Origin of the sequence: Fulvivirga sediminis (assembly GCF_016757215.1) — a bacterium.
Classification (GTDB): Bacteria; Bacteroidota; Bacteroidia; order Cytophagales; family Cyclobacteriaceae; genus Fulvivirga; species Fulvivirga sediminis.
Map to the genome: position 1 here is coordinate 1 of NZ_JAESIY010000007.1, position 13,704 is coordinate 13,704.

12 protein-coding genes are annotated in these 13,704 nt (G+C 37.1%); 5 read left to right on the plus strand and 7 right to left on the minus strand.

Features of this window, described 5'->3' with window-relative positions:
• From tssD (JL102_RS13200) to nhaD, 4 genes are all read right to left on the minus strand, one after another.
• Nucleotides 1–271: type VI secretion system tube protein TssD (gene tssD, locus JL102_RS13200; protein WP_317191636.1), on the minus strand; the 271-nt coding region annotated here is incomplete at its 3' end.
• A 126-nt stretch (nucleotides 272–397) separates the two neighbouring features.
• Nucleotides 398–784: a type VI secretion system tube protein TssD gene (gene tssD / locus JL102_RS13205; protein ID WP_202244895.1), complete on the minus strand. Its 387-nt coding sequence runs from the start codon at nucleotides 782–784 to the stop codon at nucleotides 398–400.
• Between the two features lie 1,019 nt (nucleotides 785–1,803).
• Nucleotides 1,804–2,190: a type VI secretion system tube protein TssD gene (gene tssD, locus JL102_RS13210; RefSeq protein WP_202244896.1), complete on the minus strand. Its 387-nt coding sequence runs from the start codon at nucleotides 2,188–2,190 to the stop codon at nucleotides 1,804–1,806.
• Between the two features lie 286 nt (nucleotides 2,191–2,476).
• Entirely contained in the window at nucleotides 2,477–3,754 is a 1,278-nt protein-coding gene (gene nhaD, locus JL102_RS13215) for a sodium:proton antiporter NhaD (protein ID WP_202244897.1), read from the minus strand.
• Nucleotides 3,755–4,607: 853 nt separating this feature from the next.
• On the opposite strand from nhaD, the gene JL102_RS13220 reads away from it, so the two are divergent.
• Together JL102_RS13220 and JL102_RS13225 are read left to right on the plus strand one after the other, a co-directional pair.
• Nucleotides 4,608–5,945, plus strand: a complete 1,338-nt coding sequence (locus tag JL102_RS13220; RefSeq protein WP_202244898.1) for a nitrogen regulation protein NR(II) — start codon at nucleotides 4,608–4,610, stop codon at nucleotides 5,943–5,945.
• Nucleotides 5,946–5,986: 41 nt separating this feature from the next.
• The gene (locus JL102_RS13225; RefSeq protein ID WP_202244899.1) at nucleotides 5,987–6,496 is read left to right on the plus strand and encodes a sensor histidine kinase; all 510 of its coding nucleotides are present in this window, start codon (nucleotides 5,987–5,989) and stop codon (nucleotides 6,494–6,496) included.
• A gap of 34 nt (nucleotides 6,497–6,530) precedes the next feature.
• On the opposite strand, the gene JL102_RS13230 is transcribed toward JL102_RS13225, so the two are convergent.
• The 3 genes from JL102_RS13230 to JL102_RS13240 are packed head-to-tail and all read right to left on the minus strand — an operon-like array spanning nucleotide 6,531 to nucleotide 8,911.
• Complete coding sequence (locus JL102_RS13230; protein WP_202244900.1) at nucleotides 6,531–7,736, minus strand: DUF763 domain-containing protein; 1,206 nt, start codon at nucleotides 7,734–7,736, stop codon at nucleotides 6,531–6,533.
• 53 nt (nucleotides 7,737–7,789) lie between these two features.
• Nucleotides 7,790–8,335: a chromate transporter gene (locus JL102_RS13235; protein WP_202244901.1), complete on the minus strand. Its 546-nt coding sequence runs from the start codon at nucleotides 8,333–8,335 to the stop codon at nucleotides 7,790–7,792.
• 6 nt (nucleotides 8,336–8,341) lie between these two features.
• Complete coding sequence (locus JL102_RS13240; protein ID WP_202244902.1) at nucleotides 8,342–8,911, minus strand: chromate transporter; 570 nt, start codon at nucleotides 8,909–8,911, stop codon at nucleotides 8,342–8,344.
• 238 nt (nucleotides 8,912–9,149) lie between these two features.
• Between JL102_RS13240 and JL102_RS13245 the strand changes: the two genes are divergently transcribed.
• The 3 genes from JL102_RS13245 (at nucleotide 9,150) to JL102_RS13255 (ending at nucleotide 13,704) form a co-directional block, all read left to right on the plus strand.
• The gene (locus JL102_RS13245) at nucleotides 9,150–10,862 is read left to right on the plus strand and encodes a DEAD/DEAH box helicase (protein ID WP_237390585.1); all 1,713 of its coding nucleotides are present in this window, start codon (nucleotides 9,150–9,152) and stop codon (nucleotides 10,860–10,862) included.
• A gap of 291 nt (nucleotides 10,863–11,153) precedes the next feature.
• Nucleotides 11,154–12,335, plus strand: a complete 1,182-nt coding sequence (locus JL102_RS13250; RefSeq protein WP_202244903.1) for a M57 family metalloprotease — start codon at nucleotides 11,154–11,156, stop codon at nucleotides 12,333–12,335.
• A gap of 148 nt (nucleotides 12,336–12,483) precedes the next feature.
• A complete protein-coding gene (locus tag JL102_RS13255) occupies nucleotides 12,484–13,704 on the plus strand; it encodes an ATP-grasp domain-containing protein (RefSeq protein WP_202244904.1) in 1,221 nt (406 codons plus the stop codon).

The following is a 13,704-nucleotide window of genomic DNA, read 5'->3' on the forward strand; positions in this document are numbered from 1 at the left end:
CACAGTAAGCTTCTTTGAAGGCTAGCTTCTTGAGGCTAGAGACATTGTCTCTTCTAAAAAAGGTAATTTCGCCCGATTTAGTGGCGGTGCCAGACGAGATCCATTCGAAAAAATCGATTTTCACATTAGATTCGATGACAAGTTGTACGAGTCCACCCCGGGGTTTGGCGCTGGGTCTTCCGGTTTCGTCAGTGCTTTGTTTTAAACCAAAGTCACATTCTAAAATATTGAACTCCTCATCATCTAAAGTCAACTTTGCTAAGAAAGACATGATAGTAAATAAGTTTAATTAAAAAAATGGCCCAATTATAAATTGGCAATACAAAGGCCTATTTAGACAACAAAGGGAGTGCATTACGCACTCCCCTTAATTAAGCTTTAATTAAGGTGAAAAAAATTACACCCACTCATTCACATGCTCACCGTTACCTACTTTGATCACTCTTGCAGAAAGTGTAATAGTTTCAGTCATAGGGTTGTCACCAGAAGAATTGAAGTTTTCTCTATACTTAACCGCGTATGCATTTTCAAAATCTAACTGCTTAGAGGTAGCATCAGTATCTCTCTTAAGAAATACAACAGATCCATCTCTCATCTCAAAGTTATTGAACATCCAATCAGAAAGGCTAGTGTCTGCAGTAGACTCTACTTCTATAGTGATCATACCTCCTCTGGTAACAGAAGAAGGACGGCCAGTGGCATCAGTTTCCTGGTTTAAGCCATAGTTACAGCTTAATACGTTGTACTCATTTCCACCAACTTTCAATTTTGCTTTAAAAGACATAGTAATAAAAATTTAAAATTTATAATAATAATAAAATAGTTACGATAATCAGTGTGACTTGCACGGTTCGAAACTATAAAAAAAAAATAATTATCAAAAAATTTGGAGTTTTGAAAAAGGTAACCCTTCGGGAGCGATATATTTTTCAACTCACTGGTAGATAGGGTAATAAATTTTATTCTGGCCAAATAAAAAAAATAAATTTATGTAAAATTTTTTATAAAATTAGAATAATCCAAGTTTCAGGAGTTTTTCATGAAAAAATGGACTTAAAGAAGTGCACCATGTACGTTTACTCATCTAAACACCATTTATAACGAAGAATGCGGGTTTGAAGGATTTCTTAATAGTATTATTGGAAGGTGGTATTGAAAGTTAGCGCAGAGTCTCTGTAAGCCTCTAGTTTTCCATTCGTAATCTCAGCGAAAGGAGAGATCTATGTATTGAGTTAGTATAGGCTTTTCAAATCTATATCTCCCTTGAGACATCACAGCTTCCATTTCATAGCCGTAGTTCCCTTACTTTTTTGCAGTCGATCAAAAAAGTAACAAAAAACTCTCTCTTGCTGTGAGGTCTTCCGCTCAAAGGAGCATTACATAGCCATGACCTGCCACTAAGGACTTGAGAATAGACAGTTTTTCAATCTCCTTTTACCCCACGACGGTACAGCAAGATGAATGGGCTCTTGCTCTCCACTTTATAGCGGCCGGGATGACGCTTTTATGTTGTGAGACCATCTCTTATTTCCTATAGTTTAAAAAGGGAATTGTCATCTCGGCGCAAGGAGAGATCTATGCATGTAAGTAGCAAAGCTCTTCAAATCACTGATTAATAAGTAGTGGCTGAACCATGAGATCACAGCCCTTCACGCCGTTGAGGTAGGGGTAATGTTAATCAAGCTTTGGAAGCTGTTTGATACCTATGTCAGTAAGTACCTCTATATTAAATCCTCTCTATAAAAAAAAGAGGCTGCATCAAACTAGTTTGATGCAGCCTCTTAATCTAAGGATTTTCAATATTTATACCCAAGCATTTTCATGCTGACCATCGCCAATTTTAATAACTCTGGCTGAGATGGTAAGGGTTTCAGTCATGGCATTTCTGCCTGTAGCATCAAAGTTTTCCTTATACTTTACAGCATAAGCATCTTCAAAAATTAATTCTTTAGAAGTAGCATCGGTATCCCTTTTCAAGAATACGATAGAGCCATTTCTCATTTCGAAATTGTTGAACATCCAGTCAGAAAGGCTGGTGTCAGCCGTAGATTCTACTGTGATAGTGATCATACCACCTCTGGTAACAGCAGAAGGACGACCGGTAGCGTCAGTTTCCTGGCTTAAGCCATAATTACAACTAAGTACATTGTACTGAGTGCCAGCAACTTTAAGTTTCGCTTTAAAAGACATAATAATAAAATTTAGATATGTATAATAATTATAATAAATTCTCTATCTATAATAATCCGAAAGTTTGGAAATAAAACCGAGTATAAAAAGGATTATGTAATTTATTTTAAAAATCTCTTTGTCAGTCAGAGAGCTTGAGGACGTAGAGCATACCTACCAGGAAGGTTTAAGGTGACTTTCAGAATAGCTTAAATTCATTGAAAGGAGCTATTTAATGAAGGGGGCTTAGAAAAGATCCCTTTCAAAATCATATCAATTGATTTTAAAAGGGATCTATCTTAAGTATCTAGAAATATAAAACCTCTATCAAATAATAAGCTGCACCCGCCAAATAACCAATGAAGGCAGGAAGTGTTATTTTTTTCAAATACCAGAAAAATTTAATTTTAGCCATACCCATAACGGCTACGCCAGCTGCAGACCCCACTATCAATAGACTACCGCCAGTACCCGCACAGAAAGCTGTGAACTCCCAGAGCTGATGATCCATAGGGAACTGAGAAATAGGATACATGCCCATGGTAGCGGCAACCAAGGGTACATTATCTACAATGGAAGATAAAATACCCATTATGAACACTATTGCATCTATATTACCGATGGTATGGTTCATCCACAGTGCAAGATCTTCCAAAATACCGGCATGCTCTAATGCTCCTACGGCCATAAGTATACCTAGAAAAAACAGTACACTGGAGGCATCTATTTTGCTAAGTGCGTACACTGCTGAATAAGGCTTTTTCTCATGTTCATCTTTCTTAAAGTGAATAAGTTCGGAGAGAATCCAAACTAAAGACAAGCCTAGTAGCATTCCCATATAAGGAGGTAAATGTGTTACTCCTTTAAAAATAGGCACAAAAATTAAGGCCAGTAAACCACCTATGAGCATGCGCCAGCTACCCTTAATTTTTTCCTTTCTCAAGGCTTTCTCTTCATCGGTATGTTTTCTGTCTAGCTCACCCTTTAATGACCTGCTTAAGATGTAGGTGGGTATTACAGTACAAATAACACTAGGAATAAAAAGTGATTTCATGATGGCCACAGAACTGATCTGACCGCCTATCCATAACATAGTAGTGGTTACATCACCAATAGGGGACCATGCACCACCTGCATTGGCAGCTATAATAAGCGCCCCTGCATAAATATTCATATCATCCTTATTTTTAATGAGCTTTCTAAGTAAAGAGATCATTACAATAGAACATGTTAGGTTATCAAGCAATGCTGATAAAAAGAATGCAATACCTACAATCATCCATAATAAAGTTCTTCGATTAGAGGTTTTAATTCTGTTTGTGATTACATTAAAACCTTGGTGAATATCTATCAACTCTATGATAGTCATTGCACCCATAAGGAAAAATAAAATTTCTGAAACACTACCTAATTGTAGCGTGAGGCTTTCACTTATACCATCTATATGGTCACTGCCCAAAACAAACACAACCCAAGTAACTACCCCCATATACAGGGCAATAGCCGTCTTGTTTATTTTTACGACCTCTTCTAAAGTAATAAGTAAATAACCGAAAATAAAAACTGAGATAAGATATACCACCATAGCCTCTTCTGCTTATGAGCATTTTTGTTTATTGTTGAATTAAAACAAGAATGCTCTTCTATATTTAATTTAAAAAATTGTTTCCTCCGGCGGAGGCGCAAATTTACTGAAACAAATTCAGTTGACCTTTAATTAGAAGAGAATTTCCGGCTGTGCTTTCTGCTCATATTTGAAGAAATACTTACGTTGGTTTATGATTATTATATCAAAACCGCCTTCAGTGGGTAGGAAATCGTTTTCGGCCTTTAGAGACAATGCGCGAAGTTTTTTTGATATATGGTTTATTCGACCAATGAATTTCTGATTTTTATAAGATATGTTTCACATTGCTGATGTCATGATCAGAAAATACGGGTAAATAAGGAAAGGAGAGGGGCATGTTTTTGCTCGTGTCTGAGGTTGAATTGAACTTGGAATTAAGATGAAATTTGTTTCAGTTTACAAGTTAACTGAAGAAAGTGAAATTATGAAAATTCTAATACGGCGTAGACTCCAAAAGACCTTCTGAACGGTTCGTGAAAGGTATAGGTCCATGCTGTACATAAAATGTTATTTTATGTATTTCGAGCCCATAGCTGCCGGTGGTGTTAGCAGTCCTTGTTTTTGGTGATTGACTAAGAGCGTAATCACTGATCTAGACAGTTCAAATGATATAAATCTGGCTTATAAAATTCAAATCTAAGGCGTGTAAAACTCTTAACGGGCATAGTGCAAAAAAAATGAGATGCTATATAATGACTTTAAGTTCAAATTATTCAATCTTAAATGGTGTTATGCTCATAAAACAAAACTAATAATTAGCTATCTTTTTTTGCTTAAAACTTGTTCTTTTGAAGTTTCATATCATCCTTTCATGAAAAATTGTACTAAAGAGTTTAAACGCTCTATTTTAATAATTCAATTATCGGTTTTAGTCTATTCACTAATGGTGTTATTAGGTTGGCACTTTGAGTTGGAAGCCTTAAGGATGCCCCTGAGTCCTGCCATGAACCCACTCACTGCTATCAATTTCATCTTATTGAGCTTATGCATGCTCTTAGTAGTTTATAGAAAGAAATTGCTTTTTAATATACTTGTTGGCCTCCTTGGCATAGAGTTACTGGTGTATTTTTTAGGGGCATTTAAAGTTTTAACTTTTCAAGTTGACCTATTGTTGTTTCATGATGAATTAATAAGTGCTGGTTCTTTAGGTCTTAAGAGGATGGCTCTCAACACGGCATTGTCATTCTTACTTAGTGGTGCTTTACTTTTATTACATTACAATAAAAAGCCTAAAACCTATGTGTCTCAGATAATTGCTTTTGCAGTTCTGAGTCAAACTTTTTTCTTTATTTTTGGATATCTTCATAAGGCTCCAGAATTTCTAAGTATACTGGAGTTTTTTCCCATGGCCATCAATACTACTATATGCTTCTTTTTGTTTTCACTCTCATTTCTGGCCTATACTTATGATTCAGGTTTTATGACCGTCATTTCAGCTCCTTATATGGGAGGTGTTTCTATTCGTAGAATATTGCCTGTTTTTATAGTTATAGTATTCATACTCAGCTATGTGATTACTGATCTATCAGAAGCAGAACATTGGTCTGTTGAAATTTCTGTAGCTTTATTTTCTACCGTATTTATAGTATTAAGTATTGTTTTTTTGTTTACAACTGGCGCTAAACTCAATGGGAAGGATTACTTAAACAAACAATATGAGGATCAAATTAACAGGCTGTCCCGTCGAATGGCTGCTAGTATCAACAGTTTTGAAAATCTATATATAATCAATGTTGATGAAAACATGATGATTACTGAGATGAATCGTAATATACTTGATTTTATACCCGATAGAATTGAAAGTGGAGCTCTTATAAAAGAAGCATTCAAAAACATCTCTTTTGGAGATAAAATTATAACCTGTGTAGAGCAGTGCCTTGAAAAGGAGGGGAAATTTGATTTTAATATTCAAAGTGAACTAAATCATCATTTTTATAATGTAAGTTGTAGGTCAATTCATACTGATAGCGACATAATAGGAGTAGCCATTGCGTTTAATGATGTTACGGAACTTATGCAGGTACAGCACAGTCTTGCACAGAGTAATGCCGAACTGGAAAAGTTCTCATATTCAATAGCTCATGATTTGCGTTCGCCTTTGGGGGTAATTCGAGGCTACAGCCAAATACTTAGCTGCCTGATACAATAAAGCAAAAATACCTGGAGGTGATTAGGCATAGCACCTCTAAAATGGAAGGTCTAATAACATCTATTCTAAAGATATCTCAACTTTCCTATAAGAGCATTACCAAAGAAAGGATTTCTGTAGATAGTATGATTTATGATATAATTGATGAGGTAAGCTTTCCCTATAAAAAATTTAATCCCAAAATCACCATTAACACACTTTTGAATGTCTATGGCGATACTATTCTTATAGGTCAGGTATTTAGTAATATTATTTCCAATGCACTTAAATATTCATCTGATAAGGAGAATATTCAAATACTGATACAAGCAGAAGAGTGTGATAATCATACTATTTATGAAATTTCAGATAATGGAATTGGTATTGACGGAGAAAAGATCAATCAGGTATTTCAGCCTTTTCATCGCTTAGAGAACAAAGGGGAGTATGAGGGTAGCGGAATAGGGTTGGCTATAGTGCATAAAATAATGGAATTACATGGAGGTAAAATTTGGGTGAAGTCAGAACGAGGGAAAGGATCTACCTTTTACTTTTCTTTGCCTAATGCTTGATGGTATGATGCAAAATTAACTCATATAACGGTATCTATTGAAATAAATCCAATTGACCTTTAGGCGGTAATGATTTTCCAAACACCGATCTACCACCGTACTTGTATGAATCTTGACGTTCTTTTTCAATTATCTTATCAAATCTTGATTCGTCAGGCTTGAAATCTTTTTCTGCTTTTTGAGCTAGAAAATGAAGTTTTTTGATAGCATTTTGTTTGTCTGAGTTGCCGATTTTAGATTTTTCTACAGCATGTTTTAAGGTACTGATGGTTTCGTCATAAATACGAGTAGGAACAGGAAATGGGTGGCCGTCTTTTCCTCCGTGTGCAAAAGAGAAACGGGCAGGATCCTGAAATCTGGAAGGAGTGCCATGTATTACTTCACTAACCAGCGTAAGAGATTGTAAAGTTCGTGGCCCCAAGCCGTTAATAAGTAGTAGATCATCAAAGGTTTTAATATCGGGATCATTGGCTAGAGCCAGCACGCTTCCTAACCTTTTCAGGTTCACGTCTTCCTTTTTTACATGATGACGACGAGGCATGATTATTTTTCTGGCCTCTTGCATCATTTTAAAAGAATCCTCTTTGCCTATTTCCATAATGCCTTCTCTTGTTTTATCTGCACTTTTGGAGGTTAGATTTAAAATAAGGCCTTTGTTAATGCCGCATACTCCTGTATGAGGTTCTTCTATAAATGATCTTACGTTTTTCGAGTGCCAATGATAGCGCCTGGCCATGCCATTAGTATTATTCATACCTTGCTGCACTACAGCCCATTCCCCTTCATCCGTAACTATAAAGGAATGGAGGTAGAGCTGAAAGCCATCTTGAATGGCCGTATTATCAACCTTGGCACTGAGCTTACTATGATGTACCATGTCATCACCATTAATGCCCGTTTTGTCTGCTAAAGCTAATAATTCCGCTGGTGTTTGACGTGAATGTTTACCTCTACCACCACAGACATAAATACCCAAATCGCTAGCTATAGGGTTAAGGCTCTTTTTTAATGCACCCATAACAGAGGTGGTGATGCCTGATGAATGCCAGTCCATGCCCAACACACATCCGAAAGACTGAAACCAGAGCGGATCGCTTATTTTAGACAAAAATTCGGTCTTTCCATATTCCGTCACTATGGATTCTACTATTGCCTGGCCAAGTTCTGCCATTCGTTTGGCTAGCCAATAGGGTACTTTGCCGCCATGCAAGGGTAAATCTGCTGTTCCTGATCTTCGCATGACACTAAATTACTAATATATTTAGTTTTCTGTAATTTTATTAGCTCAAATAATTATAGTAATACCATTCCTAAAATGGCAGATAGCATGATAAGGAAAATAGGGTTTAGTTTATTGTAAAAGTGTTGAATTACAGCTATGGTTATACATATCACTATAGGTTTCCATTCTAAATCATAGGTTTGCCCTTTAAAGAAGGTAGTCTGTGCAATTTGAAAGCCCGCATAGAGGATTAAAGCTACCGTCACAGGCTTTAATCCATTAAAAATAGCTTCTTTTATTGGGTGGTTTTTCACTTTAGCCAGCACCTTAGAAAGCACCAGCATAACAATAATAGAAGGAGAGGCCAATGATAAAGTGGCTACTATACCTCCGCCAATGCCTTGCACTTTGTTACCCACGTAAGTGGCCGAATTCATAGCAATAGCACCAGGGGTAACCTGTGCCAGAGAGAGTACATTTAGGAATTCGTGGCTGGTCATCCATCCTTGTTTCTCAAACTCAATTATAAAAAGAGGAATCATGGCTAAACCGCCACCAAAGCTGAAAAGCCCTATTTTAAAAAAGACCCATACCAATGTGAGGTAATCATGCAACATGATATTTTATTTTAGCGTTATTTTAAAAGTGATAAAGCCAACGATGCCACCAAGAATAATGATGAGTATGGGGTGTGCGCCGATGAGTAGAGCGATTAGGGCCAACAGGAAAATGGCTATAGAAACATTTCCTTTTATACCTGATTTAAAAAGTTTGAAAACTGACTTTCCAATCATAGCCACGAGGCAGGCTCTTATACCTAAAAATGCATTTTGAAGCCATGGCAGGTCAAAGTGGCTACCTGCTAAGTGATATACAAGGCTGATGATCAGCAATGACGGGAAAATTATACCTAAAGAGGCTACAAGACCTCCCCAGGTCTTCCCTTGCTCATTACCAATGTATGTAGCTGCATTGATGGCTATGGTACCCGGTGTCATTTGCGAGAATGATATGATTTCCAATAAATCGTCATTAGAAATCCACTTTCTTTTCTGAATCAGCTCTTGCTCCAATAATGGTATCATGGCATAACCACCTCCAAACATGAAGAATCCTACTTTTAAGAAAGAAATGAATAACTGTATTTGTATATGAGCACCTGAACTGAGAGCGTCTTGATTTTCTTGAGCCATATGTTACTTCCATTATAAAGCATTCGCCTTTGACCTGCAATATTTGCGCAAAGCTAGTCAAAAGCTTAAAATGGATTCATTAGAATTACATTAAAGGAAAATTAAAAGCCGAAAGAGAATAGAGGCCTGAATTGCGATTTTTAGGCTAGTTTTTAATAATACTTGGAAATAAAGGGTTTATCTGTAGTAAATCCATTAAATAGCAGTACCTTTGCTCTTTATTAAAAAATAATATCCATTGACGAATTTTTCTAATCTGGGACTTTCAGATCCTTTATTGAAAGTGCTTACAGAATTGAATTTTGATAAACCCACCGAAATTCAGCAGCAGGCGATCCCTATGTTAATCAATGAATCTCATAGAGACTTTATTGGTTTGGCCCAAACAGGTACAGGTAAAACGGCAGCTTTTGGCTTGCCCTTATTAGAGTCTATAGATCCTACTTATAAAGGTACTCAGGCTGTAGTATTAGCTCCTACGCGTGAGCTGGGGCAGCAAATAGGTCAGCAGTTAGAGTCTTTTTCTAAGTACATGAAGGGGGTGAAGATAGCTACAGTATATGGTGGTGCATCTATTCAAGGACAAATACGTGCATTGAAACAATCTCCACAAATACTCATAGCTACTCCTGGCCGATTACTAGATTTATTGAACAGAAAGGCTGTGCAGCTTACCGGAGTACGCTACGTGGTGCTGGATGAAGCAGACGAGATGCTCAATATGGGCTTTAGAGAAGACCTTGATCATATACTTTCTTACACAGAAGGAGAGAAGGCCACCTGGCTTTTTTCTGCTACTATGGCCAAAGAGATCAGAGACATTGTAAAGAAATACATGCATGATCCTAATGAGGTTAAGATAGATACAGGCAATGTGGTTAATAAGAATATTGATCACCAATATTTTGCTGTTAAAGCGAAAGATAAGCCCTCTTTATTACAATATATAATACAGTTAGAGCCTGATATGAGAGGCATTATCTTCTGTAGAACCAAAAGAGATACACAAAGCTTAAGTGAGCAGCTTCAAAAACGTGGTTTACCTGTAGACGCGCTCCACGGCGATATGTCTCAGGCGCAAAGAGACCAGGTAATGAAGAGGTTTAAAAATCATACATTAGAATTTTTGCTAGCTACAGATGTGGCTGCCAGAGGTATTGATGTCAACGATATTACTCATGTTATTCATTACGCTTTGCCTGATGATGCCGAATACTATACACACCGTAGTGGTAGAACGGGTAGAGCAGGGAAAAAAGGTATTTCTTTAAGCTTAGTAAGCAGCTCTGATCAGAGAAAGCTTAAGTTTTTGCAAAAGAAACTCAATATTAGTTTTTCAGAATATACACTTCCTAGTCCGGTAGCTGTAGAGAATCAAAAACTAGTAGCTTGGGCCAAAAGAATAACTGATGTGAAGACTGATTATGAGGCTATCAATAGTCATCAGGCTGAAATATATGGCTCGTTTGAACATTTAACAAAAGAGGAGCTAATAGATAAACTTCTTACTATAGAGCTGGATAGCTTTGGTATCAGAGAACCTGCGTTTGATGTAGCTGATCTTGATTCAGTGAGCCTGGATGGCAAAGGTAGTTCTGGAGGCAGATATAAGCGCTTTTTCGTTAATATCGGTAAGATCGACGGCTTTGGAGCACCTGATCTGATAGACTTTATTATGGAATACTCTGGTTTGAATAAGAAGGCTATTGGTAATATTACCATGGAAGACAGACGTTCTTACTTCGAAGTGGAAAAAGAAGAGGCTAATGGACTAGAAGCAGCCTTTAAAGATCTTATGCTTGATGATAGAGAGATCCGTGTAAATACAGCTGAAGGGCGCTCTGGCAAAAAAGGAAAAGGAGGAGATCGACGCGGTGGTGGCGGCGGCGGAAAGTCACGCCAAAGGAAAAGCGGTGGCGGCGGCAGAGGTGGCCGTAACAGAAGAAGATAAGTATAGAGCTTTGCTCATTATTTATAATTTTAGTAGCCGGGTAACTCCGGCTTTTTTATTTGCTATAAGTTTAGTAGAATATTGAATTATTCGAATTTTGTCACATACAAATAATGATATATTTGATTATTTATTATTGTAAAAATCAGATTTTCAATTAATTATATTTTTTGCCTCATATTAATGTTACATGAGTAGTGTTCTTTCGGGTTTGGGGTGTTTGTGATATTAATAGGTGTTATTATATTGTGTTATAAACATTTAATAATAAACCTAAATCTTAAAATCACAATGAAAAACTTTCGAGTTTCTTTGTTAGGGCTATTTGTTAGCCTTACAATCCTTTTATTTTCTTGTAATGACGACGCTGAATCTATAATTCAGGAGGGTGATCCATTGGCTATTACTGATGAGGTAATGCAGCAGTTTAAAGAACTGGGATTTGATCCTAGCGATATGCGATCTGAATTTACTGAAGATGTAATTACAGGCGAATCTTCTCCTGTTTATATCGTAGAAAATGACATTAGAATTTCTCCTTCAGAATTAAAAATAATGCTGGAAGACTATTCTAAGGGCAAGCCGATTACCGAGCAATATAGAACGACTAACCTGGTATCAGCCCCCAGAACTATAAGTGTATTAGGTTATTATTCTACTTCAGGAAGCTCATCTTCTTACCTTGATGCTACTATGAGATCGGGCTTGGAATTAGCTATAGAGAATTATAATGAGCTTAATCTGGGTATTCAATTTACGCTAGGTTTCGGTACTAACTCAAGCGCTTATGATATAGTAGTGAAACGTGTTTCTGGTAACGGTGGTGGCCAAGCTGGATTTCCAACAGGAGGTAATCCGTATGGTAGTGTAATTATTCAGTCAGGTACCAGCAATTATGGCTTGAATGTAGTGGAGCATGTACTCACGCATGAATTAGGACACTGCGTAGGTTTCAGACATACAGACTATTTTAACAGAGCTATTTCTTGTGGTAGCGGTGGTAATGAAGGATCTGCTGGAGTAGGAGCTATTAACATACCAGGCACACCTGGTACTACTAATGTTGATTTGAATTCAATCATGTTGGCCTGCTTTAATGCAAATCAATCTGGCGAGTTTAGCGCTTATGATAAAACTGCTCTTAATACACTTTACCCAGGAAATTCAGTACCTTCTGATCCTCAGCTTACTGTGTCTACATCTTCTCTTTATCGTGCTTATAATTCACCTTCTACCACGGTTAATGTGAGCTCTAATTTATCCTGGACAGTTAGTGACAATGCCAGTTGGTTATCAGTAAGTCCTACTAGTGGTTCTAATAACGGAAGCTTTACAGTATCTACATTTTCCTATAATCAACCATGCGAACCAGCAAGAACGGCTACTATTACAGTTCGCGGAGGTTCTATTACCAGAACCATTACTGTAAGACAAACTTCGAGACCTTTAAGAAGAGGAGAGCAATGTCCCTAATTTTTAGTTAACTTATTTATTAAAGGCCACTTCTTGTGGCCTTTTTGTTATTTGAAATATTGGAAAATTTAAATTTTTAAAAACAATTTTGCCACTGAGAGCCTTAGTATAATAAAGAATTATTCTATAACCTTAAATAAAACCTACTATGGCTCAGTGTTTTGCACTTATGGGTTGGAGCTTACCCGTAATAGAAAGTATGCAGAAGATCAACAAACCTTTCGTTGTTGTTTCTTTCCCCGATTTTGAAAACTATGCTAAAGAAAATAACATTCCCTTCGTTCCGTATCAGCTTAACGAATGGAGCGACAGCTCAAATTCTTTAGATCTCGCCGAAAAATTAAAGCCTTTTAATGTTGATGTGGCTGTTCCCCTTTTTGAAGAAACGGTGGAGTGGGCAGGAGCTCTTAATTCACTTTATAGAAATGATCCAAGAGTCTTAAATAGAGCCTTTCTATTTAGAAACAAAGCCATGATGAAGCGTAAAGCTTTGATCGGAGGTTTAAGAGTAGGACTGTTTGAAGAAGTATTTAACAGAGAAGGAGTAAAGAGCTTCATGACCAGGCTGAATGAGGCTAACCTTCAACTGAACGGTGAAGAAGATAGCTGGGTTCATATTAAACCATTTGCTTCTGCAGGAACTGTGGGGCATAGGCTATTAAGGTCTATGAGTGATATCGATGAAAAAGTAGAAGACGATGATTTTCCTTGCCTTGCAGAAAGTCACCTTTCCGGACAGGAGTTTTCTTGTGAAGCCTTTGTACATGGAGGTAAAGTGCGATTCTTAAACATTACTGAATATGTACGATTAGGCTATTCTAATTTTATTCCCGAAGGAAACTATCTTAACTCTAAGAGAGATAGAATTTTAGGTGAAGTTCAGAAGCTGGTGGATATATTCGGAATCGAATACGGCATGGTACACCCAGAGTGGTTCCTCACAGATAAAGATGAAATAAGCTTTGGTGAAACAGCCTGTAGAATACCTGGAGGGCATATCTTAGAATTGGCAGCTAAAGCTTATGATTTTGATGCATTGGCAGCATTTGTTCTTTGTCATGACCCTAGTCTTACCGAAGACGAGCTGCAACAAATATTACCACCAATGGATGCTCGACCACAGACCTTTTATGGTAATGTGATGATATACCCTCATAAAAATAGCATTTCTAAACTGGAAATACCTGAGGAACTCAAAGAGGAGCCGTATTTCTTAGATCATAATCTAGTGCCTCCTATGACTACTCAAAAGATAAGTGATAGGGCTGGTTTTGGAAACCACTTTGGCACAGTTAATTTCAAAGGAGAAGATCCTGATAGAATGCGAGAATTACTACTGCATTACGAAAATGTAGACTTTTACTTATAA